Genomic DNA, 22568 nt, shown 5'->3' with positions numbered 1-22568 from the left:
ATCGCCACGCGAATCGGTACCGGTTCAACAACAAGGCAAGGAAGAAATAATGGCTGTAATAAACGGGACAAACGGCGCGGATACGCTGACGGGTACTGCGGGTGATGATGAGATCAATGGGTGGGCCGGTAATGACATCCTCATCGGTGGAGCCGGTGCAGACAAGTTGAATGGCGGTGAGGGTGTCGACACGGTCGATTACTCGGCTTCCGCAGCGGGCGTCAATATTGACATCCGGCCAGGCACCGGTTTGGCAGGTGTCGGCGGCGATGCGCAGGGCGATACTTTGACCGGTGTTGAAAAAGTCATTGGCTCGGCGTTCAACGATACGTTCACCACCGACGCCTATCTCTTCGCAACCTACGACGGTGGCGCGGGAGACGACATCTACTACGTCAACGGCGGTGGCGTAACCGTCATCGAACAGGCTGGCGGTGGTAATGATGAAGTACGGGTCAGCTACAAGGACCATATGCTCGCGGCCAATGTCGAGCGTCTGACCTACACCGGTACTGGCTCTTTTACCGGCTGGGGCAATGCCCTCGACAACATCATCACTGGCGGCAATGGCAACGACCTGTTTTATGGCGGTGGCGGTGGCGGTGCCGACCAATTCATCGGCGGCGCCGGTCGCGATACCGTGTCGTACCTCGACAGCACGGTCGCGATGAACATCAACCTGAAAACCGGCGTCATCTCGGGAATCGGTGCGGGCGATACCTACAACGGTATCGAAGTGGTCGCCGGCTCCAAATACAACGACACCTTCGTTGTCGATAGCCGGATCACGGGCGTCGATGGCGGCGAAGGTTTTGATACCGTCGATTACTCGACTTCGACAGCAGGCGTTAACGTTGATATCCGTCCGGGCACCGGTCTGGCAGGTGTTGGCGGTGATTCGCAGGGCGTGACCCTGGCCGGTGTTGAAAAAGTCATTGGCTCGGCTTTCAACGACAGCTTCACCACTGACGCCTACCTCTTCGCCACTTACGAGGGTGGTGCAGGTGACGACACTTACTACGTCAACGGTGGCGGTGTAACCGTCATCGAACAGGTTGGCGGTGGCAACGATGAGGTGCGGGTCAGCTACAAGGACCATATGCTCGCGGCCAACGTCGAGCGTCTGACCTACACCGGTACTGGCTCGTTTACCGGCTGGGGCAATGCCCTCGACAACATCATCACTGGCGGCAATGGCAACGACCTGTTCTATGGTGGTGGCGGTGCCGACCAGTTCATCGGCGGCGCCGGTCGCGATACCGTGTCGTACCTCGACAGCACGGTCGCGATGAACATCAACCTGAAAACCGGCGTCATCTCGGGGATTGGCGCGGGTGATACGTTCAACGGTATTGAAGTGATTGCCGGTTCGAAATTCAACGACACCTTCGTTGTCGATAGCCGGATCACTGGCGTCGATGGCGGCGAAGGTTTTGATACCGTCGATTACTCGACTTCGGCAGCAGGCGTTAACGTTGATATCCGTCCGGGCACCGGTCTGGCAGGTGTTGGCGGTGATTCGCAGGGCGTGACCCTGGCCGGTGTTGAAAAAGTCATTGGCTCGGCGTTCAACGATACGTTCACCACCGACGCCTATCTCTTCGCAACCTACGACGGTGGCGCGGGAGACGACATCTACTACGTCAACGGTGGCGGCGTAACCGTCATCGAACAGGCTGGCGGTGGTAATGATGAAGTACGGGTCAGCTACAAGGACCATATGCTCGCGGCCAATGTCGAGCGCCTGACCTACACCGGTACTGGCTCGTTTACCGGCTGGGGCAATGCCCTCGACAACATCATCACTGGCGGCAATGGCAACGACCTGTTTTATGGCGGTGGCGGTGCCGACCAATTCATCGGCGGCGCCGGTCGCGATACCGTGTCGTACCTCGACAGCACGGTCGCGATGAACATCAACCTGAAAACCGGCGTCATCTCGGGAATCGGTGCGGGCGATTCCTACAACGGTATCGAAGTGGTCGCCGGCTCCAAATACAACGACACCTTCGTTGTCGATAGCCGGATCACTGGCGTCGATGGCGGCGAAGGTTTTGATACCGTTGATTATTCGACTTCGACTGCCGGCATCAACGTTGATATCCGTCCGGGCACCGGTCTGGCAGGTGTTGGCGGTGATTCGCAGGGCGTGACCCTGGCCGGTATTGAAAAAGTCATCGGCACGGCGTTTAACGACAGCTTTACCACTGACGCGTACCTCTTCGCCACTTATGAGGGCGGTGCAGGTGACGACACTTACTACGTCAATGGCGGTGGTGTGACGGTCATCGAGCAAGCCGGCGGCGGCAACGACGAAGTACGGGTCAGCTACAAGGACCATACGTTGGCGGCCAACGTCGAGCGCCTGACCTACACCGGGACCGGAGCGTTTACCGGTATCGGCAATGCCCTCGACAACATCATCACTGGCGGCAATGGCAACGATCTGCTGTATGGCGGTGGCGGTGCCGACCAGTTCATCGGCGGTGGCGGCATGGACACTGTGTCGTATGCCGATAGCACTGTTGGCGTCAGCATCAACCTGAAAACCGGAATCAATACCGGGATCGCGCTGGGTGACACTTACAGCAGCATCGAAGCGATGCGTGGTTCGAATTTCAACGACGTATTTGTTGGCGGTACTGCCGCCCATGCATTCGATGGCGGCACAGGTCTGGATCTGGTCAGCTACGAGTCGTCCGACAGTGCGGTCACCATTGACCTGAAAACCAACGTCAACGCCGGTGATGCCGCTGGTGATACCTTCGCCGCGATCGAGATTTTCCAAGGCAGTAATTTTGCCGATACCTTGTCCGGTACGGCGCTCAACGACAACATTGTCGGTGGCGCTGGTGCCGACGTAATTGACGGCCGTGAAGGGATCGACACGGCCTGGTACGTCAGCAGCGCCACGGCGGTAAACATCAATCTGCAAACCGGCGTCAATCAAGGTGGCGATGCGCAAGGCGATATGCTGATCAACGTCGAGAACATCATCGGCAGCAACTTCAATGACACGTTGACAGGCAACGCGCTGGCCAACGGTTTTGAAGGTGGGCTGGGTAATGACGTGATTTACGGCGGCGACGGCAACGATGTCATTTACGGCAGCTTCAACACCCCGCTCGGACCTTTCTCGGTCGATGTTGCGGCCGGTGGGCCGCAAGCGGACATGCTGTACGGCGGCAATGGTAGCGATATTATCTTCAGCGCTGCAGATGACCGTGGCACCTTCGCTTTTGGTGAGGATGGTAATGACGCGGTTTCTGTCGTCAATGGCACCGCGGATGGCGGCGCAGGCAGTGATAATCTGCTCGGTACGGGTAAGAATTTTGTCTTGCTCGGTGGCGCGGGCAATGACTACATGACGTTTGGTGCCCTGTTCACTCCACCCGGGCAGATGATAGCCAGTGGTTTTGCCAACGGCGGAGAGGGTGATGACATCTATTATGTCAACACCCGCCTGCAGGTGACTATCCGCGATGACGGGCTCAGCACCAATGACACCCTGATCCTGAATAACATCGAGTCGGCCAGTACGCTGCAGCTGGATCGGGTGGGTAACGACCTGTACCTCAACGATAAATATCACGCGTCGTCCGACCCGACCGCCCAAGGCGTCAAGCTGCAGGACTGGTTCGCTGGCTATAACACTATCGAGCACTTCAAGGCCAACAACGGTGACATACTGCCGATCAACCCCGATGGATTCAGCATGTTTGGTTGATCCATCTGCCTTGTGGCATTGAAGGCATTTTCGAGCTGTAACGAAGGGAGCCCGATCGTGAAAGATCGGGCTCCCTTTTTTTTATCCGGGCACTCGTCGCTGCTGCCGACGTAAGTATCCGGGCGGCCAGCGAGCTGGCGCGTTTCCTGCAAGTCCCCCGTAAATCGCCATAAAACGAGCGCTCGCGGCCATTGCCCCTGCGCCCGAACCGGCGCAAAGGTTTAGCCAGAAGGCCGCAAGCTTCAGAAAGCGACGCGCAGCCCTGTGAAGAACAAGAGGGGAGACGATGAAGGCAGTTATTTTGGCGGGTGGCTTGGGCACGCGCATCAGTGAAGAGTCGCACCTCAAGCCGAAACCGATGATCGAGATCGGCGGCAAGCCAATTCTCTGGCACATCATGAAGCAGTATTCCGCGCACGGAATTCACGACTTCGTGATCTGCCTCGGTTACAAGGGCTACGCGATCAAGGACTTCTTCGCCAACTACTTTCTGCACACCTCCGACGTGACATTCGACATGCGCGAAAACCGCATGGACGTGCACCAGAACTTCAGCGAGCCATGGCGCGTCACGCTGATCGATACCGGTGAAGAAACCATGACCGGTGGCCGTCTGCGGCGCGCCTCGCGGTATCTGGAAGACGAAAAAGCGTTCTGCTTTACCTATGGCGACGGTGTCTCGGATCTGAACATCAGTGCCTTGGTCGACTTCCACCTGACCCACGGCAAGCTTGCGACAGTCACCGCCGTACAACCACCGGGACGCTACGGCGCGCTGGATCGTGAAGGCGATCGCGTGCTCGGTTTCACCGAAAAGCCGCGCGGCGACGGCGGCTGGATCAACGGCGGCTTCTTTGTGCTGTCACCCAAAGTCCTGCCACTGATCGACAGCGATGAGACTTCGTGGGAATCCGGCCCGCTCGATGGGCTGGCCGCGCGCGGCGAGCTGATGGCGTACCAGCACGACGGCTTCTGGCAACCGATGGACACCCTGCGCGACAAAAACCACCTCGAAGCGTTGTGGCAGAGCGGGGAGGCCCCATGGAAGCAGTGGGCCTGAGTGCAAACTTCTGGCGTGGCAAGCGTGTTCTGGTCACCGGTCACACCGGTTTCAAGGGCAGTTGGCTGACGCTGTGGCTGCAAAGCCTCGGTGCCGATGTCAGCGGATTTTCGCTGGATCCGTCGACCGAACCGAGCCTGTTCGAACTGGCGCGGCTCCACGAAGGCATCAACGATCAACGCGGCGACCTGCGTGACCTCGGCGCTCTGCTTGAGATCATCGCCGACACCGAGCCCGAGATCGTGCTGCACCTCGCAGCCCAGCCGTTGGTGCGTGAAGGCTACCGTGATCCGCTCGGCACTTATTCGAGCAACGTGATGGGTACGCTCAACCTGCTCGAAGCGATTCGTCAGGTCGGTTGTGTGCGCGCCTGCGTGCTGGTGACCACCGACAAGGTCTACGCCAACAAGGAATGGCTGTGGCCGTACCGCGAAGACGAAGCCCTCGGCGGTCACGATCCTTACAGCAGCAGCAAGGCTTGCTGCGAGCTGTTGGCGCAATCCTATGCGGCGTCGTTTTTCCCGGCCGAAAAGTATGCCGAGCATGGTCTGGCCCTGGCCACCGCGCGCGCCGGCAACGTGCTGGGTGGCGGCGACTTTGCCCCGGAACGCTTGATTCCCGACGTGCTCAAGGCGTGGACGGCTGATGAGCCGGTAACCCTGCGTTACCCGCAAGCCGTGCGCCCATGGCAGCACGCGCTGGAGCCGTTGGCCGGTTATCTGCAACTGGCCGCCGGGCTCTACGAACAAGGCCCGGAATACGCCGGTGCGTGGAACTTCGGCCCGAGCGAAGCGGACATGTGCAGCGTCGGCGAAGTGGTCGAATTGCTCGCCAGCCGCTGGCCACAGGCGCGTGGTTTGCGCATCGAACCGAGTGACTTGCACGAGGCCGGCCTGCTGCGTCTGGACAGCAGCCGCGCGCGTCAGCTGCTCGGCTGGCAACCGCGCTGGTCGTTGCAGGACTGCCTGACCCAGACGCTCGACTGGCACCTGGCGTGGCAGAACGGCGATGACATGCGCGCCGTGACACTCGGCCAATTGAACCTGTACCGAGGCGCGCTGTGAGCGAGTTTTCTTTGCAGGCTTTGCCATTGGCCGGGCTGTTCAACGTCGTGCACAAGCGCTTTGAAGATGATCGCGGGCACTTCGCGCGGCTGTTTTGCGAAGGCAGTCTGAGTGCCTTTGGCGCGGCGTTTCATATTCGCCAGATCAACCATTCCTGCACCCGTGAGCGCGGCAGTGTGCGTGGTCTGCATTATCAGAATGCCAACGCGCCGGAAGCCAAGCTGATCACCTGCCTGCGCGGTGAAGTGTGGGATGTGGCGGTCGATCTGCGCCCCGACTCAGAGACTTTTCTGCACTGGCACGCCGAGCATCTCAAGGCCGGCGACGGTCGCAGTCTGCTGATCCCGGCGGGCTTCGCCCATGGCTTCCAGACCCTGACTGACGACGCCGAATTGCTCTATCTGCACAGCGCCGATTACGCGCCTGCGCATGAGGCCGGTTTGTCGGTCAACGATCCACGGCTGGCGATTGCCTGGCCGTTACCCGTCAATAATCTGTCAGCCCGGGATTCCAGCCATCCCGCGCTTGATCAACATTTTGCTGGAGTGCGTCTATGAACTGCCGTGGGTGCGCCGCACCGCTGAGCCTGCCGTTGATCGACCTCGGCACCTCGCCGCCGTCCAACGCCTACGTGCATGCCGATCGGCTGGAACAGGCCGAGCAATGGGTGCCGCTGAAAGTCGCGGTGTGCGAGCAATGCTGGCTGGTGCAGACCGAGGATTACACCCGCGCTGACAGCCTGTTCGACGCCGAGTACGCCTACTTCAGTTCGTTCTCCAGCACTTGGCTGACCCACGCCGAGCGTTATGTGGCCGAGATGGTCGAGCGCTTCGGCCTGAGCGCCGACAGCCGCGTGGTGGAAGTCGCCGCCAACGACGGTTACCTGTTGCAGTACGTGGCCCAGCGCGGCATCGCCTGCCTGGGCGTCGAACCGACTCGTAGCACTGCACAAGCCGCGCGCGCTAAAGGTCTGGACATTCGCGAGCTGTTCTTCGGCCGCGACACCGCCGCGCAACTGAACAGCGAAGGCTGGGCTGCTGATTTGATGGCCGCCAATAACGTGCTCGCGCATGTGCCGGACATCAATGATTTCCTCGGCGGGTTCGCCGCGCTGCTTAAGCCGAGCGGCGTCGCCACCTTCGAATTTCCGCAACTGTTGACGCTGATGGCTGGCGCGCAGTTCGACACGCTGTATCACGAGCATTATTCCTATCTGTCGCTGACCGCCGTGCAGACCTTGTGCGAGCGCAATGGCCTGGAAGTATTCGACGTCAGCCAGCTCACTACCCATGGCGGATCGCTGCGGGTGTTCGTGCAGCGCCAGGACGGCGAACGCCGCGCGGTGCAGCCAGCGGTGCAAGCGCAATTGCAGGCCGAACTCGCTGCCGGCGTGAAAACCGCCGAGTACTACGCCACGCTGGCGCCGGCCGCTGAACGCATCAAGCATGAGCTGCTGCGTTTCCTGTTGCAGGCCAGGGCCGAGGGCAAACGCGTGGTCGGTTACGGCGCGGCAGCCAAGGGCAACACTTTGCTCAACTACGCCGGCATCCGCGCCGATCTGTTGGCCTGGGTCGCCGATGCCAACCCGCACAAGCAGGGCAAGTTCCTGCCCGGCAGCCGAATTCCCATCGTCGCGCCCGAGCGTATCGCAGTGGAAAAACCCGACTACATCCTCGTGCTGCCATGGAACCTGTTGAGCGAAGTGACCGAGCAGTTGGCCGAGGCCAAAACATGGGGTGCACGATTTGTGGTGGCGGTTCCGGAGTTGAGTATTCGATGAGCAGAATTCATTACACCAAACCGAGTGTCGGCGAGCTCGAAGCACGTTACGTTCTGGATGCCGTGCAAAATGGCTGGGGCGAGCGCTGCTACGAATACCTGACGCGCTTCGAGCAAGGGTTTGCCGAGCATCTGGGCGCGACTTATGCGATTGCCACTTCCAGTTGCACCGGTGCCTTGCACATGGGCATGGCCGCCCTCGGCGTGGGTGCCGGCGACGAAGTGATTCTGGGCAATACCAACTGGATCGCTTCGGCGGCGCCGATCACTTATCTGGGCGCGACCCCGGTGTTTGTCGACGTGCTCAGCGATAGCTGGTGCCTCGATCCACAACAAGTGCGAAACGCGATCAGCCCGCGTACCAAGGCGATTCTGGCCGTGCATCTGTACGGCAATCTGTGTGACATGGACACCTTGCTGGCGATCGGTCGCGAGTTCGGCATCCCGGTGATCGAAGATGCGGCGGAAGCCATCGGTTCGCAGTGGCGCGGCCAGGCTGCCGGTTCGCTTGGCGCTTTCGGTGCCTTCTCGTTCCATGGCACGAAAACCATGACCACGGGCGAGGGCGGCATGTTTGTCACCTCGGACAAAGCCTTGTACGAACGCGTCCTGACGCTCTCCAATCATGGTCGAGTGGCGGGCAGCACCAAGCAATTCTGGCCGGATTTCGTCGGCTTCAAATACAAGATGAGCAACCTGCAAGCGGCGATCGGCTGCGCTCAGGTCGAACGCATCGAAGAGCTTATCGAGCGCAAACGGGCGATTTTCGCCAACTATGCGCACGCACTTGAAGGCGTGCCGGGTGTGTCCTTGAACCCGGAACCGATCCATGGGCGCAACGGTTACTGGATGCCGACCGTAGTGTTTGATGCCGATACCGGCATCCATCGCAATGAGTTGATCGCGGCATTTCAGGTCGCCGATATCGATGCCCGAGTGTTTTTCTGGCCGCTGTCCTCGCTGCCAATGTTCAGTGAACGAATAGTTGAAACGCCTGTAGCGTTCGCGTTGCCCGAGCGCGCTTTCAACCTGCCGAGCTATCACGAAATGACCGACGCCGATCAGCAGCGTGTCGTCGCCGTGATCCTCGACTTGCTTGCTCGCAGGCAAACATTGTGAAGACCTATCTGTTAGGCGCCGCCAACCCGGAAGCGGTGCGCATGCTGCACGCGGTCAAGCGTCATACGCCGAACGCCGAATTTGCGTTTCTGGACAATGATCCGCGCAAGCACGGCACGCTGTTTCATGGTGTTCCGGTGATTGGCGGTTCGCAGTGTGTCGCAGAACTCAAAGGGCCGGACGTGCGGTTCGTCAACCTGATTACCGGCAGCACGCGACTGCGCTACGAAACCACCTGTGAACTGGTCGAGGCGGGTGCCTGCCTGGGCCAGTTCATCCATCCTGGCATCGACCTGACAATGACCCGCATGGGGCAGGGCAGCTATTTGCAGGAAGGCGTATTGCTGCAAGCTGAAGTGACGCTTGGCGATAACACCAGCATCAGCGCCGGCAGTGTAGTGGGACACGAAGGCCGGATCGGCCATTCGGTGTTCCTGGCGCCCGGCGTGTGCATCGCCGGTTGCGTGGAGATCGGCGACGGCACGTTCATCGGTACCAATGCCACGATCCTGCCGCGCCTGCGCATCGGCCGCTGGGTCATGATCGGTGCGGGCGCCGTGGTGACCAGGGACGTCCCGGATTTTTCGGTCGTGGTGGGCAACCCCGCCAGGATCATCAAGACCAACGCAGTGCCTTACCCCGACGGCAAGGTATTCAAGTAAGCGTTTCCCCTTTTTTTGGAGAGTTGCAATGAATCCTCATGAGCAGTTTCGCGAAGAAGTAAAAACCAACATCGAAGGCCTGCAACAGGACAAGGCGCTGCAAGCCGAATCCCTCGCTTGGGTCGGCACCACCGCAAAGCACAAGTACACCTATAACTTCAGCTGGATGGGACGCCCGATCATTCAGTTCCCGCAGGACATGGTCGCGATGCAGGAGATCATCTGGAATCTGCGTCCGGACATCATCGTGGAAACCGGCATTGCTCATGGCGGTTCGCTGGTGTTTTACGCCTCGATGCTGGAACTGGTCGGCCATGGTGAAGTGTTGGGCGTTGATATCGATATCCGTCAGCACAACCGCGAAGCGATCGAAGCTCACCCGATGAGCAAACGCATCAGCATGATCCAGGGTTCGAGCATCGATACTGCGATTGTCGACCAAGTGCGCGCGCGCATCGAGGGCAAGAAAGTGCTGGTGGTGCTCGACTCCAACCACACCCATGAACACGTGCTCGAAGAGCTGCGCCTGTATGCACCGATGGTCTCGGTGGGCAGCTACTGCGTGGTCATGGATACCGTGGTCGAGGACATGCCGGCAGACGCTTTTCCGGATCGTCCGTGGGGCAAAGGTGATAACCCGAAAACCGCAGTGTGGGCCTACCTGAAAGAAAACACTGCTTTTGAAATCGACCAGGCCATTCACAGCAAGTTGCTGATCACAGTGGCGCCGGACGGCTATCTACGTCGCGTACGTTAATCGACAGAATTGAGTTTTCGGCGACTCGCCGTTTGTGGGGAAAGTATGCAAGGCAAGAATAGTTCTGAACACGGTTTGGCACTCGACGACCAGTTGACCGTTGTGCTGATTTCTCACGAACGACCGGCGTTTCTGCGTCGTGCCGTGCGTTTTTACAGCAGCCTGCCGTGCAGGATTCTTGTGCTGGACTCCTCGGTCGAGGCTCAACCGGGCATGGCCGCACAGTTTGCCAATGTTGATTACCGGCACTTGCCGCAGTTCGGCTATTGGGGCATCCGCGCCAAGCTGGCGTATGGCGTGGAGCAGTTGCAGACGCCGTACATGGTGTTTGCCGCCGACGATGACTTCCTCGTGCACGATGCTCTGCATGAGGCGGTGGCCTTCATGCAAGCCAACCCCGATTACAGCCTGTGCCATGGCTACAGCATGATGTACCTGGCGCTGCCCAACAGCGTTAGCTACTACCGCCGTGACAAGAAGGTCTGCGAGGACTACTGCTCCGATCTGGCCCAGGAGCGCCTGACGGAATACATGTGGCAGTACCTGCCGCCGTTTTACGCCGTGCAGCGCACTGCAATTCTGCGTGACTGGTATGCCGCAATGCCCGAAGACACGATCTTCCAATGGCAAGAGGTTGGCCACACCTGGTATATGCTGGCCCGGGGCAAGGCACGAATTCTGCCGATCCCCTACGTGGTGCGTGAGCTCAACTATGAGCAATCCGACCACAACACCGAGATCTACCACTCGCTGGCCTATACCGACGCCAAGCATGTCGCCGAGCGTGAAGCCTTCGCCGGTTTCCTCGCCAGCTTGCCAACCCAAGTGCAGCATGCGGATCCGCAGCAGGGTAAAGCCTTTGCGCTCGAGAGCTTCGAAGCACTGGCCGACAGTCTGCGCACCAATCGTGCGTTGACCGCCGAGTTGATTCTGGATTCGACCTGGACTGACTCCGATGCCGACCCACAGCGCCGTTTCGGCCCGAAACAGTACGTCGAAATGCCGTTCTACAATCAGGCGTTCTTCGATCAGTTGACCCACTTCGAGTTTCTTATCCATGCAATGCCGGCGGGCCGCGTCCAGTTGAGAGGGCTGGAGGGCATCTGGGCGCGGCAACAGCACCTGATGCTGGCGCGCAACAACGACACGCCGGAGAGTGTGATTGACCGTTTGTGGCAGGCCCACGACAGCAACGTGTTCAATCGCGATGTGGTCAGGCGCCTGGTGACTCAGCTGCAAGCAATGGGCGAATCGCAAGAAGCGCAAGAACTCGGTGACTGGCTTGCGCGCCTGGAAGCCGTGTCGCTGGAAGGCAATCACTCGGCATTCAGCAAGATGCTGACAGGTCGCTTGATCCAATGGCTCGCCGAGCGCCAACCTGATGCCGAACAGACGCATGCAATTTCGCGTCATCTGGCGGCGAATGATGGTGGTCCGCAGTTCGGCATTTTGCTGCTCGATCTGGACAACGACATCGATAAGATCCAGGTCACGCTGGACAGTTTGCTGGAAAGCGGCAGCAAGGCCTTCAAAGTAGTGGTGTTCACCACCGGCGAGCCGCCGGCCGCGACCACCGCGCAAAATACCCTGCACTTTGTGCGCGTCACTCAGGGCAACTTCGTCGACAAGCTGAACGCGAGTGTTGGCCAGTCGTCCGCCGACTGGTTGCTGCTGGCTGAGGCCGGCGACGAATTTACCGCCAGTGGTCTGTTGCGTGCCGGTCTGGAGTTGCAGGCTGCCGGTGACTGCCGCGCCGTCGCGACCGACGAAATCCAGCGCACGGCCGAGGGCGCGCTGGTCAACGTATTCCGCAGCGGCTTCAACCTCGACCTGCTGCAAAGTGTCCCGGCGCTGATGGCGCGGCACTGGCTGATTCGTCGCGACGTGCTGGTCGAGGCCGGTGGTTATCAGCCTGATTTCAGCAAGGCGCTGGAATTCGACCTGCTGCTGCGCATCATCGAACAGGGTGGCGTGGGCGGTCTGGCGCACCTCGACGAACCGTTGCTGATCACCCAGGCGCAAGCGCTGGAAGACAACCCGGATGAACGTCAGGCGTTGTTGCGTCACCTGAGCACGCGCGGCTACAAGGCGCAGGTCACCTCGTCGTTGCCGGGCACCTGGCAGGTGGATTATCGCCATCCGGGCCGCCCGCAGGTGTCGGTGATTGTGCCGGCCTCGGATGATCTGCCGGCGCTGCAACGTTGTCTCGAAGGCTTGCTGCTGCGAACCCGCTACACCCAGTACGAGGTGTTGATTGCGGCCAATCCGAATCACTCGGCAGCGGTCAACGATTGGCTCGGCGCGCTGAACAACCCCCGGGTGCAGGTGCTGCGCAGCAACCAGCCACTGAGCGAGGCGGCGTTGTGCAATGCCGCGAGCGAGCAGGCGCAAGGTGAGTTCCTGGTGCTGATGGCGGCGGACAGTGAAGTGGTCAACCCGAACTGGATCGAATCGCTGCTCAACCACGCGCAGCGTCCGGAAGTCGGGATCGTCGGTGCCAAGCTGATCAACCGCGACCGCAAGATTGCCCATGCCGGGCTGATTCTGGGGATGAATGACGGCGTCGGCTCGGCGTTTGTTGGCGAGAAGCACGACGCCGAGGTGTACATGCAACGCCTGCTGGTGGAGCAGAACTACTCGGCCGTCTCCGGCGTGTGCCTGATGGTGCGCAAAGAGCTGTTCAATGCGCTCGGCGGGCTGGATGAAGAGACCTTTGCTGACGCTTACAGCGATGTCGATCTGTGCCTCAAGGCCGGTGCTGCCGGTTACCTCACGGTGTGGACGCCGCTGGTGCAGGTCATCCACCAGGGTCGCACACCTGATGCGCCAGAAGCTCTGGCAGCGCTGCGCGAAAAATGGCCGGGCATGTTCGCCGCCGATCCGCTGTACAACGCCAATCTGGCGCTGACCGGCAAGGGTTTTACCTTGGCACCGAGTGCTCCGATTGATTGGGCGCAATTGCTCGCTTAAGCCTTGCGCACAGCAAACAGGACTCAAGACATGTTCAACGGTAAATCGATTTTCATCTCCGGCGGCACCGGCTCGTTCGGGCGCAACTTCATCCGCCGCTTGCTGGAGCAATATCAGCCCAAGCGCGTGGTGGTGTTTTCGCGCGATGAGCTCAAGCAGTACGAGATGCAGCAGACGTTCAACGCGCCGTGCATGCGTTATTTTCTCGGTGACGTGCGCGATGCCGAGCGTTTGCGTCAGGCCATGCGCGGCATCGATTACGTGATCCATGCGGCGGCGTTGAAGCAGGTGCCGGCGGCCGAATACAACCCGACCGAATGCATCCGCACCAACGTCAACGGCGCGGAAAACATCATCGCGGCGGCCATCGACAACGGCGTGCAAAAGGTTGTCGCGCTGTCCACCGACAAAGCGGCCAGCCCGATCAATCTGTACGGCGCAACCAAGCTGCTGTCGGACAAACTGTTCGTCGCCGCCAACAACATTGCCGGCGAGCAGCACACGCGTTTTGCCGTGGTGCGCTATGGCAACGTCGCCGGTTCGCGCGGCTCGGTAGTGCCGTTCTTCAACAAGCTGATTGCTGAAGGCGCGACCGAGTTGCCAATCACCGACGAGCGCATGACGCGTTTCTGGATCACCCTCGATCACGGCGTGCAATTTGTGCTCGACAGCTTCGCGCGCATGCATGGCGGCGAAGTGTTCGTGCCGAAGATTCCGTCGATCCGCATCGTCGATCTGGCGCGCGGCATGGCCGGGCATTTGCCGCACAAGAATGTCGGTATTCGTCCGGGCGAGAAACTGCATGAATTGATGGTGCCGCTGGACGATGCGCGGATGACCCTGGAGTTCGACGATCACTACACGATTCAGCCGTCGATTCGCTTTACCAGCGTCGACGTGGATTTTGCCGTGGATCAGCTCGGCGAGCGTGGCCATTCGGTCGGCGAGGATTTCGAATACCGCTCCGACACCAATCCGCAGTTCCTCTCGGTGGGGCAGATCGCTGACCTGCACGCGGATCTCTCGGCATGATTCCCTACGGTCGGCAGAGCGTTGATCAGGCGGACATCGACGCCGTTGTCGAGGTGCTGCAGTCCGACTGGCTGACCCAAGGGCCGACCATCGAGCGCTTCGAACAGGCCATGGCCGAACGTTGCCAGGCGGCTTACGGCGTGGCGGTGTGCAACGCCACAGCGGCGCTGCACATTGCCTGTCTGGCTGCGGGACTGGGGCCGGGTGATCGACTGTGGACCACGCCGAACACCTTTCTCGCGTCGGCCAATTGCGGGCGTTACTGCGGGGCCGATGTCGACTTCGTGGATATCGACCGGCTGACCTGGAACCTCGACGCTTTTGCGCTGGCGGCCAAGCTTGAGCAAGCCGAGCGCGAAGAAAAACTGCCTAAAGTCCTGGTTGCGGTGGCGTTCTCCGGGCAGAGCTGCGACATGCGCCAGATTGCCGAACTGGCGACGCGCTACAACTTCACCGTGATCGAAGATGCTTCGCACGCGGTGGGTGCGTCCTATGCTGGGCGTCCGGTCGGTTGCGGCGAATTCGCGGCGATGACGGTGTTCAGTTTCCACCCGGTGAAAATCATCACCAGTGGCGAGGGCGGCATGGTGTTGACCAATCGCCCGGAGCTGGCCGAGCGTCTGCAACGCCTGCGCAGCCACGGCATGACCCGCGATCCGCAGCAGATGAGCGAAGCCAGTCACGGCCCGTGGTACTACCAACAGATCGAGCTCGGTTTCAATTACCGGATCACCGATCTGCAAGCGGCGCTGGGGCTGTCGCAACTGAGCAAACTGAATGATTTCGTAACGCGTCGCCGTGAACTGGCGGCGCGTTACGATCAACTGCTCGCCTACTTGCCACTGACCTTGCCCAGCCCGCAGCCGGAGGCCGAGTCGGCGTGGCATCTGTACGTGGTGCGCTTGCAGACGGAGCGCTGCAATCTCAGCCATCGTCAGGTGTTCGAAGGTTTGCGCGCGGCCGGGATCGGGGTGAATCTGCACTATATTCCCGTGCATCTGCAGCCGTACTATCGCGACCTGGGTTTTGCCGAGGGCGATTTCCCCGAGGCTGAACGTTATTACGCCGAGGCGATCAGCTTGCCGCTGTTCCCGCTGCTCAGCGAAGAACAACAGGACCATGTGGTCGAGCATCTGCGTCGGCTGCTGCTTGAGGAGTAGTTTTACGTGAGTTGTGTGGCGATCATTCCGGCGCGCGGTGGCAGCAAGCGCATCCCGCGCAAGAACCTCAAAGCGTTCGACGGCGTGCCGATGATCGTCCGCTCGATTCGCACGGCGCTGGAGTCGGGTCTGTTCGATCAGGTGGTGGTCAGCACCGATGATCAGGAGATCGCCGAGATCGCCCGCGCGCATGGCGCCGAGGTGCCGTTCATGCGTCCGGCGGAGTTGGCTGATGATTTCGCCGGCACTGCGGCGGTGATCGTGCATGCCTTGCAGCAACTGCCGGCCTTCGACTATGCCTGTTGTGTGTACGCCACCGCACCTTTGTTGCAGACGCGTTATCTGCGTCAGGGCTTTGAGTTGCTTGAGCAGCATGCAGACAAGTCGTTCGCGTTTTCGGTGTGCAGTTTCGGTTTTCCGGTGCAACGTGCGCTGACCCTGGACGGGCAGGGCGCATTGACGCCGCTCTATCCGCAGTTTCGCAATACCCGCTCGCAGGATCTGCCTGAAGCCTTTCAGGATGCAGGCCAGTTCTACTGGGGACGCAGTGCGGCCTGGCTGAGTGGCGAGGTCATGTTTTCGCCGGCCAGTCTGCCGGTTATTTTGCCGCGGCATCTGGTGCAGGACATCGACACGCCTGAAGACTGGCAGCGTGCCGAATATCTCTACGCCGCGCTCAAGGCCGGTGGAGAGCTGCAATGAGAGTGCTGATCCGCGCCGACGCCTCGCCAACTATCGGCAGTGGCCACATCGCCCGTTGCCTGACGCTGGCGCGAGTGCTGCGCGCGCAGGGCAGTCATGTCGCGTTTGCCTGCCGGCGTTTGCCGGGGCATCGACTCGATTTCTTGCATGCTGAAGGTTTTCAGACTTTCGCGCTGCCCGAGCGCTACGCCGATGAAGACCCGCAGCAGGCCATCGAAGCGATGCTGCCGTGGCAGGCGGATATCGACGCGTTGGCGGCACTGCTTGAAGGGCAGGCCGGGTTCGACTGGATCATCGCTGACCACTACGGTCTCGATCATCACTGGCAAACCGCCGCGCGCCGCTGGGCACCTCGGATTGCTGCGGTCGACGATCTGGCGACCCGGCGTTATAGCGTCGATCTGCTGCTCAATCAGAATCTGTCCGGCCTGCACGAAAACTATGCGCCGCTGCTGCCGGAACACTGCCAAACCTTGCTCGGCCCGCGTTACGCGATGCTGCGTGAAGAGTTCATCTGCCCGGCCATCGAGATCAAACCCAAGGCAACGCGCGTGCTGGTGAATTTCGGCGGCTTCGACGCTGCCATGCAGACTCATCACGCGATGCTCGCGCTGGCGGATTTCCCGGAGCTGGAAGTGGATTTTCTCGCCGGTGCCGACAACCCGGCATGGGCGCAGATGCAGACCCTTGCCGAGACGCGCCCACACTGGCGCCTGCACAGTTTTGTCAGCGATTTCTATCAGCGCATGACTCAAGCCGATGTGTTTATCGGCGCTGGCGGCGGCACCAGTTGGGAGCGTGCGGCGCTGGGTCTGCCGACGATCTGCATTGCGGTGTCGAACAACCAGCAGGCCAACGGCGAGATCATGGCGGCGGCCGGCGCGCATGTGTTCATGGGCGCGCGTGAGCAGGTCAGTGTCGAGCAACTGCGACTGGCGATCGGTTTTGTCGCCGACAACTATTATTTGCGCCAGAGCCTGGCCGAGCGTTCGCGGCAACTGGTGGATGGGCGCGGTGCGCGGCGGGTGGCGACAGCACTGGCTGACGCGGTACGCCCGGCGACGCCGGATGGTCAATCGACCCGCATTTAATGTATTTCGCGAGGCCGGGTTGATCCTCGGTGCTTGCGGGTTTACCCGAGTTTTCAAGGAACACCGCACATGAGCAGTTTCAAGATTGGCAACCGTCTGATCGGTGCCGACGCGCCGCCCTTCATCATTGCCGAGATGAGCGGCAACCATAACCAGTCGCTGGACGTGGCGCTGCAGATCGTCGAAGCGGCGGCCAAGGCCGGCGCGCATGCCTTGAAGCTGCAAACCTATACCGCCGAAACCATGACTCTGGATCTGACTGAGGGCGAATTCTTCATCAAGGATCCGGGAAGTCTGTGGGCCGGCACATCGCTGTATGACTTGTATGAAAAGGCCCACACGCCTTGGGAATGGCACGCGCCGATCTTCGCCCGGGCGAAAGAACTGGGGATGCTCGCGTTTTCGACGCCGTTCGATGACACGGCGGTGGACTTTCTGGAAAGCCTCGATGTGCCGGCCTACAAGATCGCCAGTTTTGAAAACACTGATCTGCCGTTGATCCGCCGCGTGGCCGCCACCGGCAAACCACTGATCATCTCCACCGGCATGGCCAGCATCGCTGAACTCGACGAGACCGTACGCGCGGCGCGTGAGGCGGGGTGCAAGGATCTGGTGTTGCTCAAGTGCACCAGCACTTATCCGGCGACGCCGGCCAACAGTAACGTGCGCACGATCCCGCATCTGCGCGAGTTGTTTGGCTGTGAAGTCGGGCTGTCCGATCACTCGATGGGTGTTGGCGTGTCGGTGGCCGCTGTTGCATTAGGTGCCACTGTCGTAGAAAAACACTTCACGCTGGACCGCGCGGCGGGTGGCGTGGACGCCAGCTTCTCGCTGGAGCCGGCAGAAATGGCCAGCCTGGTGCTGGAAACCGAACGCGCCTGGCAGGCCATGGGCCAGGTGCAATACGGCCCGACTGAGGCTGAACTGAAGTCGGTGGTTTACCGCCGTTCGCTGTACGTCACCGCTGATATGGCCGCTGGTGAAGCCTTTAGTGCGGACAATCTGCGGGCGATTCGTCCCGGTCTCGGTCTGCCACCCAAGCACACCGAGGCGGTTCTCGGACGCCGCGCCCGCGCGCCGATCAAACGCGGCACGCCGCTGGACTGGTCACTGATCGAATAAGCCGATCTGCACCGATTCGGCAAAATAGCGTGACCTGTGAGTCATAACGCGCATCTTCACTGTATTGTATTGACCGGGGAGATGGCGCCTGACCCGTTATCGGTTGCAGTGATAGCCCTTTGCGCTCCCCCGTGGCTGCCCGTTGTGGCGGCTTTTGTCTGTCTGTCGGCGCCCCTCGAATCCTTGCGAGCGGTGGTATTGGGCTGTTTATTATTGGGAAGCCGTAATGATTGGCATAAAAAGCATTGCGAGCTACGTTCCTGTAGCCGGCGTGGACAATTACGCACAAGGTGCAAAATTCGAGAAGGATGAAGATTTCATCCTCGGCAAGATCGGTTCAGCCTTTCTGCCACGCAAAGACGCTGATCAGGAAACCTCCGATCTGTGTGTTGAAGCAGCCAATGCGCTGTTCGCCAGCAACCCTGCGCTGAAACGTGAAGCGATTGACGCGCTGATCGTGGTCACCCAGAACGGTGACGAAGAAGGTCTGCCGCACACCGCAGCCATCGTCCAGGACAAGCTCGGCCTGCCGACCACGGTCGCGGCGTTCGATATTTCCCTGGGCTGCTCCGGTTACGTCTACGGCATCTACGCGATCAAGGGTTTCATGGAAGCCGCCGGCCTGAAAAACGGTCTGCTGATCACCGCTGACCCGTATTCGAAGATCGTCGACCCGGAAGATCGCAACACCACCATGCTTTTCGGCGATGCCGCCACCGCGACCTGGATGGGTGAAGATCCGCTCTGGGCCTTGGGCAAAGCCAAGTTCGGCACCGACGGTGCCGGCGCACCGCACTTGAAGGTGACCGATGGCGTGTTCTTCATGAACGGTCGTCAGGTGTTCAACTTCGCGCTGCTCAAAGTCCCGGCGCACTTGCATGAATTGCTTGACGACTCCGGTCTGAAGTCCGATGACATCGATGCGTTCTGCATCCACCAGGGCAGCGCGGCGATCGTCGATGCCGTGGCGCGACGCTTCGAAGGCGAGCCGGAGAAGTTCATCAAGGACATGGTCGAGACCGGTAACACCGTGTCGTCGAGCATTCCGTTGCTGCTGGAAAAACATGCGCTCGACTCGCAATGGCAGCGCGTGGCGATCAGCGGTTTCGGCGTTGGCCTGTCGTGGGGCTCGGCGATTATCTATCGTCCTTGAGTCTGGTCAAAAACGGCGGATACAAAAATAGCGTTCAAGGTTAACCTTGAACGCTATTTTTTTTGCCTGAAACGGAGCGCAAGGCACCATGAGCGAGTTTTTCCAAGCCAACGCCCAGGTGATCCAGCAACGCTGGCCGGCGGTGTTTGCACGATTGCTGGCTGAGGACGCGTCGGCCATTCAAGCCGAACTGGTGCAAGGCCTGGGCTCTACGCTGAGTGTGGACGGGATTCAACTGACCAGTCGCCACGACCGGATCCACGAGGCCCGGGTCCAGGCGGCCAGCCTGCCGGAAAAGCCCCGGGTGCACATCTACGGCACCGGCCTTGGCGACCTGCCGTCGGTGTTGCTCGAGCGCGCCGCACTGGAGAGGTTGTATGTGCACATCCTCAACGGCGCCTTGTTTGCGTTGGTTCTGCAGTTGCTCGACCAGCGGCCATGGCTTGAAGACCCCAGAGTGGAACTGATGTATGCCGGCGATCACGCGGATATCCACACGCCGTTTTTTGCGCTGCCCGCCGAAATGCTCCTGGCCGATGACTTCAGCGCGAAGATTCGTGATCGGCTGGTCAATGAGGTTCACCTGAGTTTCAACAATCGCGAGTTCGATCCGCAATTGCCGGCGATTCAGCAGCGCTTGCGCGATAGCCTGGAGGTGCTGCTTGGCGATGATGACGTGGCGCAACTGTTTGGCACCTGCAGCGGCCGCGAAATCTATGTGATCGGCACCGGGCCGAGTCTGGAAGGGCATTTTGAACGGCTGGCGTCGGTGCGCGGTCAGGTCGACCGTCCGCTGTTCATTTGTGTCGACACGGCCTATCGGCCTTTGCGCCAGCACGGGATCATTCCCGATCTGGTGGTGACGATCGATCAGTTGATCAGCTTTCGGCACCTGCCTTTCGAGGAGTCCGACGGCATCCCGCTGGTGTACCTGCCCATGAGCTCACCGCAGGTGTTGAAGGCCTGGAGGGGCAAGCGCTATGGCGCTTATACCGCCAGCCCTGTCTATGCCACGTTGCGTGATCAGCACCCTCGGGCCGAATTGCATGCGGGTGGCAGTGTGATTCACCCCGCCGTGGACCTGGCCGTGAAAATGGGCGGCACGCGCATCACCCTGTTCGGCGCCGACTTTGCCTTCCCGATGAACAAGACGCATGCCGGATGGAACGATGGCGATCTGGGGCCAGCCCTGGAGCAGGCTCGGCACTGGGTCCGTGACGGCAATGGCGAACGGGTCAGGACGCAGTTGAACTTTCGTGGCTACCTGTGTGTGCTGGAGCGTTACATCGCTCTGCATCCAGAGGTCAGCTTCCTTAACAGCAGTCGGGCAGGGGCGATGATCGTGGGCACGCAATTCAATCCGGAGTTTGTGCAATGAGTGCGCAGATGGATTGCATCAGCGCATGCCGCGAATGCGCCGGATTGTTTCGTTTGGGGCGTGATGTCGAAGCGGCGCTGACCATGGTCGACGTATTCGACGAGGCGCAGCGGTTTTTTTCACTCGCCTCTGAGGAGGTTCAGCAGTCGTGGGCACAGGTGCTGACACACATATTGGCGTGTCAGGAACGCCAGGATTGGTTGGGGCTTGCCGATTTCGTCGAGTATGAACTGATTGAATTGCTCGACAGCGCGCAGCGCTGAGGGGGGATCGACGGCTCTGGCGCAAGGGTTGGTGGTACGGGCAGTTTTTTGGCGTCATTTTTTTCGTGGGCGGAGCGCGCTAAGCCCTTGTTTTTTTGGGAGTGGCAGGGTGATGGCAATATTTTTTCAAAAAGCCCTCAAGCAACCTGCAAACCCGACGATAACTATTACGAAGGTTCTCTAGGCCATACCCGGCGGTTGCCAGGGCCGGAAGCCGCAGTACCCAACCAACGAGGAATTCGTCATGGCTTTAACAGTAAACACCAACACTACGTCGTTGAACGTTCAGAAAAACCTGAACCGCGCTTCCGACGCTCTGTCGACTTCGATGCAGCGCCTGTCTTCCGGCCTGAAAATCAACAGCGCTAAAGACGACGCCGCTGGCCTGCAGATCGCTACCCGCATGACTTCCCAGATCCGTGGTGGCAACCAGGCGATCCAGAACGCCAACGACGGTATCTCCGTTGCTCAGACCGCTGAAGGCGCTCTGCAAGCTTCGACCGACATTCTGCAGCGTATGCGTGAACTGGCTGTTAAAGCCCGTACCGGTACCAACGGCAGCATCGACCAGAAAGCAACGAACGACGAATTCGCCCAGATGTCGGACGAACTGACCCGTATCTCTGCTTCCACCAACCTGAACGGCAAAAACCTGCTGGACGGTTCGGCTGGTACTGTGACCCTGCAAGTGGGCGCAAACACCGGTTCGGCTAACCACATCGACCTGGTACTGAGCTCCAAGTTCGACGCCGTCAGCCTGTCCGTAGGTAGCGGTACTGTAGTTCTGACCGGTGCAAGCGTATCGGGCGCTGCTGCCAACATCGACAACGCAATCACCGCGATCGACGCTGCAATTGCCGCGATCAACGGCACTCGTTCGAGCCTGGGTGCTTCGCAAAACCGTCTGACCAGCACCATCTCCAACCTGCAGAACATCGTGGAAAACACCACTGCAGCACAAGGTCGCGTACAAGATACCGACTTCGCCGCTGAGACTGCTAACCTGACCAAGCAGCAAACCCTGCAACAGGCTTCGACCTCCGTACTGGCTCAAGCCAACCAACTGCCTTCCGCTGTACTGAAGCTGCTTCAGTAATTTCGGAATAAGTTTTAGCGGGGGAGTGCGCTTGTCGTGCTCTCTCGCTTTTTACGTTCAGAGGTGATGAGCATGGACATGAGCGTCAAGCTTAACGTGGCTTATCCGGCGCCCAAGCCAGCCAACATCGTCGCTGACAAACAGCCAGAGACGAAGCCTCAGGTCGTCGCTGTGGTCGCTGCTCCCGAAAAGAGCGGTGATTCGGATGAGACCAAGCTGAAACTGGCGGTGCAGGAGATCGAAAAGTTTGTACAGTCGATCAAGCGCAACCTGGAATTCTCGATTGACGAGCATTCTGGAAAGGTCATCGTCAAGGTGATCGCGAGCGAAACGGGTGAGGTTGTACGACAGATCCCTTCCGCAGAAGCCCTCAAGCTGGCTGAAAGTCTGAGCAATGCGAGTCATGTATTGTTCGACGCTAAAGTCTGATAGC

The 22568-nt window shown here is 60.0% G+C and carries 18 protein-coding genes and 1 pseudogene; all 19 read left to right on the top strand.

Going from position 1 to position 22568, the window contains the following annotated elements:
- Window positions 1-49 precede the first annotated feature (49 nt).
- Window positions 50-3727 carry a beta strand repeat-containing protein gene (locus tag ACOI8A_RS23520; RefSeq protein WP_420647947.1) on the top strand — a complete coding sequence of 1226 codons (3678 nt, stop codon included), beginning with the start codon at window positions 50-52 and terminating at the stop codon, window positions 3725-3727.
- Window positions 3728-4013: 286 nt separating this feature from the next.
- A complete protein-coding gene (rfbF, locus tag ACOI8A_RS23515) occupies window positions 4014-4787 on the top strand; it encodes a glucose-1-phosphate cytidylyltransferase (protein ID WP_420647948.1) in 774 nt (257 codons plus the stop codon).
- The gene (gene rfbG / locus ACOI8A_RS23510) at window positions 4769-5851 is read left to right on the top strand and encodes a CDP-glucose 4,6-dehydratase (RefSeq protein ID WP_420647949.1); all 1083 of its coding nucleotides are present in this window, start codon (window positions 4769-4771) and stop codon (window positions 5849-5851) included. Before rfbF ends, rfbG begins: the two co-directional genes overlap by 19 nt.
- Complete coding sequence (locus ACOI8A_RS23505) at window positions 5848-6408, top strand: dTDP-4-dehydrorhamnose 3,5-epimerase family protein (protein WP_420647950.1); 561 nt, start codon at window positions 5848-5850, stop codon at window positions 6406-6408. Before rfbG ends, ACOI8A_RS23505 begins: the two co-directional genes overlap by 4 nt.
- A complete protein-coding gene (locus ACOI8A_RS23500; RefSeq protein ID WP_420647951.1) occupies window positions 6405-7631 on the top strand; it encodes a methyltransferase domain-containing protein in 1227 nt (408 codons plus the stop codon). The genes ACOI8A_RS23505 and ACOI8A_RS23500 overlap by 4 nt, the downstream gene beginning before the upstream one ends.
- On the top strand, window positions 7628-8749 hold the full coding sequence (locus ACOI8A_RS23495) for a DegT/DnrJ/EryC1/StrS family aminotransferase (RefSeq protein WP_420647952.1): 1122 nt from the start codon (window positions 7628-7630) through the stop codon (window positions 8747-8749). Before ACOI8A_RS23500 ends, ACOI8A_RS23495 begins: the two co-directional genes overlap by 4 nt.
- Window positions 8746-9411, top strand: coding sequence for an acetyltransferase (locus ACOI8A_RS23490; protein WP_420647953.1), 666 nt, complete (start codon window positions 8746-8748; stop codon window positions 9409-9411). Before ACOI8A_RS23495 ends, ACOI8A_RS23490 begins: the two co-directional genes overlap by 4 nt.
- Before the next feature lie 28 nt (window positions 9412-9439).
- Window positions 9440-10168 (top strand): cephalosporin hydroxylase family protein, encoded by a 729-nt coding sequence (locus ACOI8A_RS23485; RefSeq protein ID WP_420647954.1) that lies wholly within the window; start codon window positions 9440-9442, stop codon window positions 10166-10168.
- Between the two features lie 45 nt (window positions 10169-10213).
- The gene (locus ACOI8A_RS23480) at window positions 10214-13138 is read left to right on the top strand and encodes a glycosyltransferase family 2 protein (RefSeq protein ID WP_420647955.1); all 2925 of its coding nucleotides are present in this window, start codon (window positions 10214-10216) and stop codon (window positions 13136-13138) included.
- Between the two features lie 30 nt (window positions 13139-13168).
- Entirely contained in the window at window positions 13169-14170 is a 1002-nt protein-coding gene (gene pseB, locus ACOI8A_RS23475; protein WP_420647956.1) for a UDP-N-acetylglucosamine 4,6-dehydratase (inverting), read from the top strand.
- Complete coding sequence (pseC, locus tag ACOI8A_RS23470; protein ID WP_420647957.1) at window positions 14167-15330, top strand: UDP-4-amino-4,6-dideoxy-N-acetyl-beta-L-altrosamine transaminase; 1164 nt, start codon at window positions 14167-14169, stop codon at window positions 15328-15330. The genes pseB and pseC overlap by 4 nt, the downstream gene beginning before the upstream one ends.
- Before the next feature lie 6 nt (window positions 15331-15336).
- Window positions 15337-16032: a pseudaminic acid cytidylyltransferase gene (pseF, locus tag ACOI8A_RS23465; RefSeq protein WP_420647958.1), complete on the top strand. Its 696-nt coding sequence runs from the start codon at window positions 15337-15339 to the stop codon at window positions 16030-16032.
- A pseudogene (gene pseG, locus ACOI8A_RS23460) lies at window positions 16029-17102 on the top strand (UDP-2,4-diacetamido-2,4,6-trideoxy-beta-L-altropyranose hydrolase); the annotation flags it as partial. The gene pseF and the pseudogene pseG, both read left to right, overlap by 4 nt.
- A 90-nt stretch (window positions 17103-17192) precedes the next feature.
- Window positions 17193-18245, top strand: a complete 1053-nt coding sequence (pseI, locus tag ACOI8A_RS23455; protein WP_420647959.1) for a pseudaminic acid synthase — start codon at window positions 17193-17195, stop codon at window positions 18243-18245.
- 226 nt (window positions 18246-18471) lie between these two features.
- Window positions 18472-19398 (top strand): ketoacyl-ACP synthase III, encoded by a 927-nt coding sequence (locus tag ACOI8A_RS23450; protein ID WP_420647960.1) that lies wholly within the window; start codon window positions 18472-18474, stop codon window positions 19396-19398.
- Window positions 19399-19486: 88 nt separating this feature from the next.
- The gene (locus ACOI8A_RS23445) at window positions 19487-20776 is read left to right on the top strand and encodes a motility associated factor glycosyltransferase family protein (protein ID WP_420647961.1); all 1290 of its coding nucleotides are present in this window, start codon (window positions 19487-19489) and stop codon (window positions 20774-20776) included.
- A complete protein-coding gene (locus ACOI8A_RS23440; RefSeq protein WP_420647962.1) occupies window positions 20773-21039 on the top strand; it encodes a hypothetical protein in 267 nt (88 codons plus the stop codon). The genes ACOI8A_RS23445 and ACOI8A_RS23440 overlap by 4 nt, the downstream gene beginning before the upstream one ends.
- Window positions 21040-21283: 244 nt before the next feature.
- Window positions 21284-22135 (top strand): flagellin domain-containing protein, encoded by an 852-nt coding sequence (locus ACOI8A_RS23435; RefSeq protein ID WP_420647963.1) that lies wholly within the window; start codon window positions 21284-21286, stop codon window positions 22133-22135.
- 72 nt (window positions 22136-22207) lie between these two features.
- On the top strand, window positions 22208-22564 hold the full coding sequence (locus ACOI8A_RS23430) for a flagellar protein FlaG (RefSeq protein WP_420647964.1): 357 nt from the start codon (window positions 22208-22210) through the stop codon (window positions 22562-22564).
- Window positions 22565-22568 lie beyond the last annotated feature (4 nt).

Origin of the sequence: Pseudomonas sp. P4795 (assembly GCF_048822895.1) — a bacterium.
Taxonomy (GTDB): Bacteria; Pseudomonadota; Gammaproteobacteria; order Pseudomonadales; family Pseudomonadaceae; genus Aquipseudomonas.
Note: the sequence above shows the minus strand (reverse complement) of the source record. Positions and strands in the feature narration are given on the sequence as shown.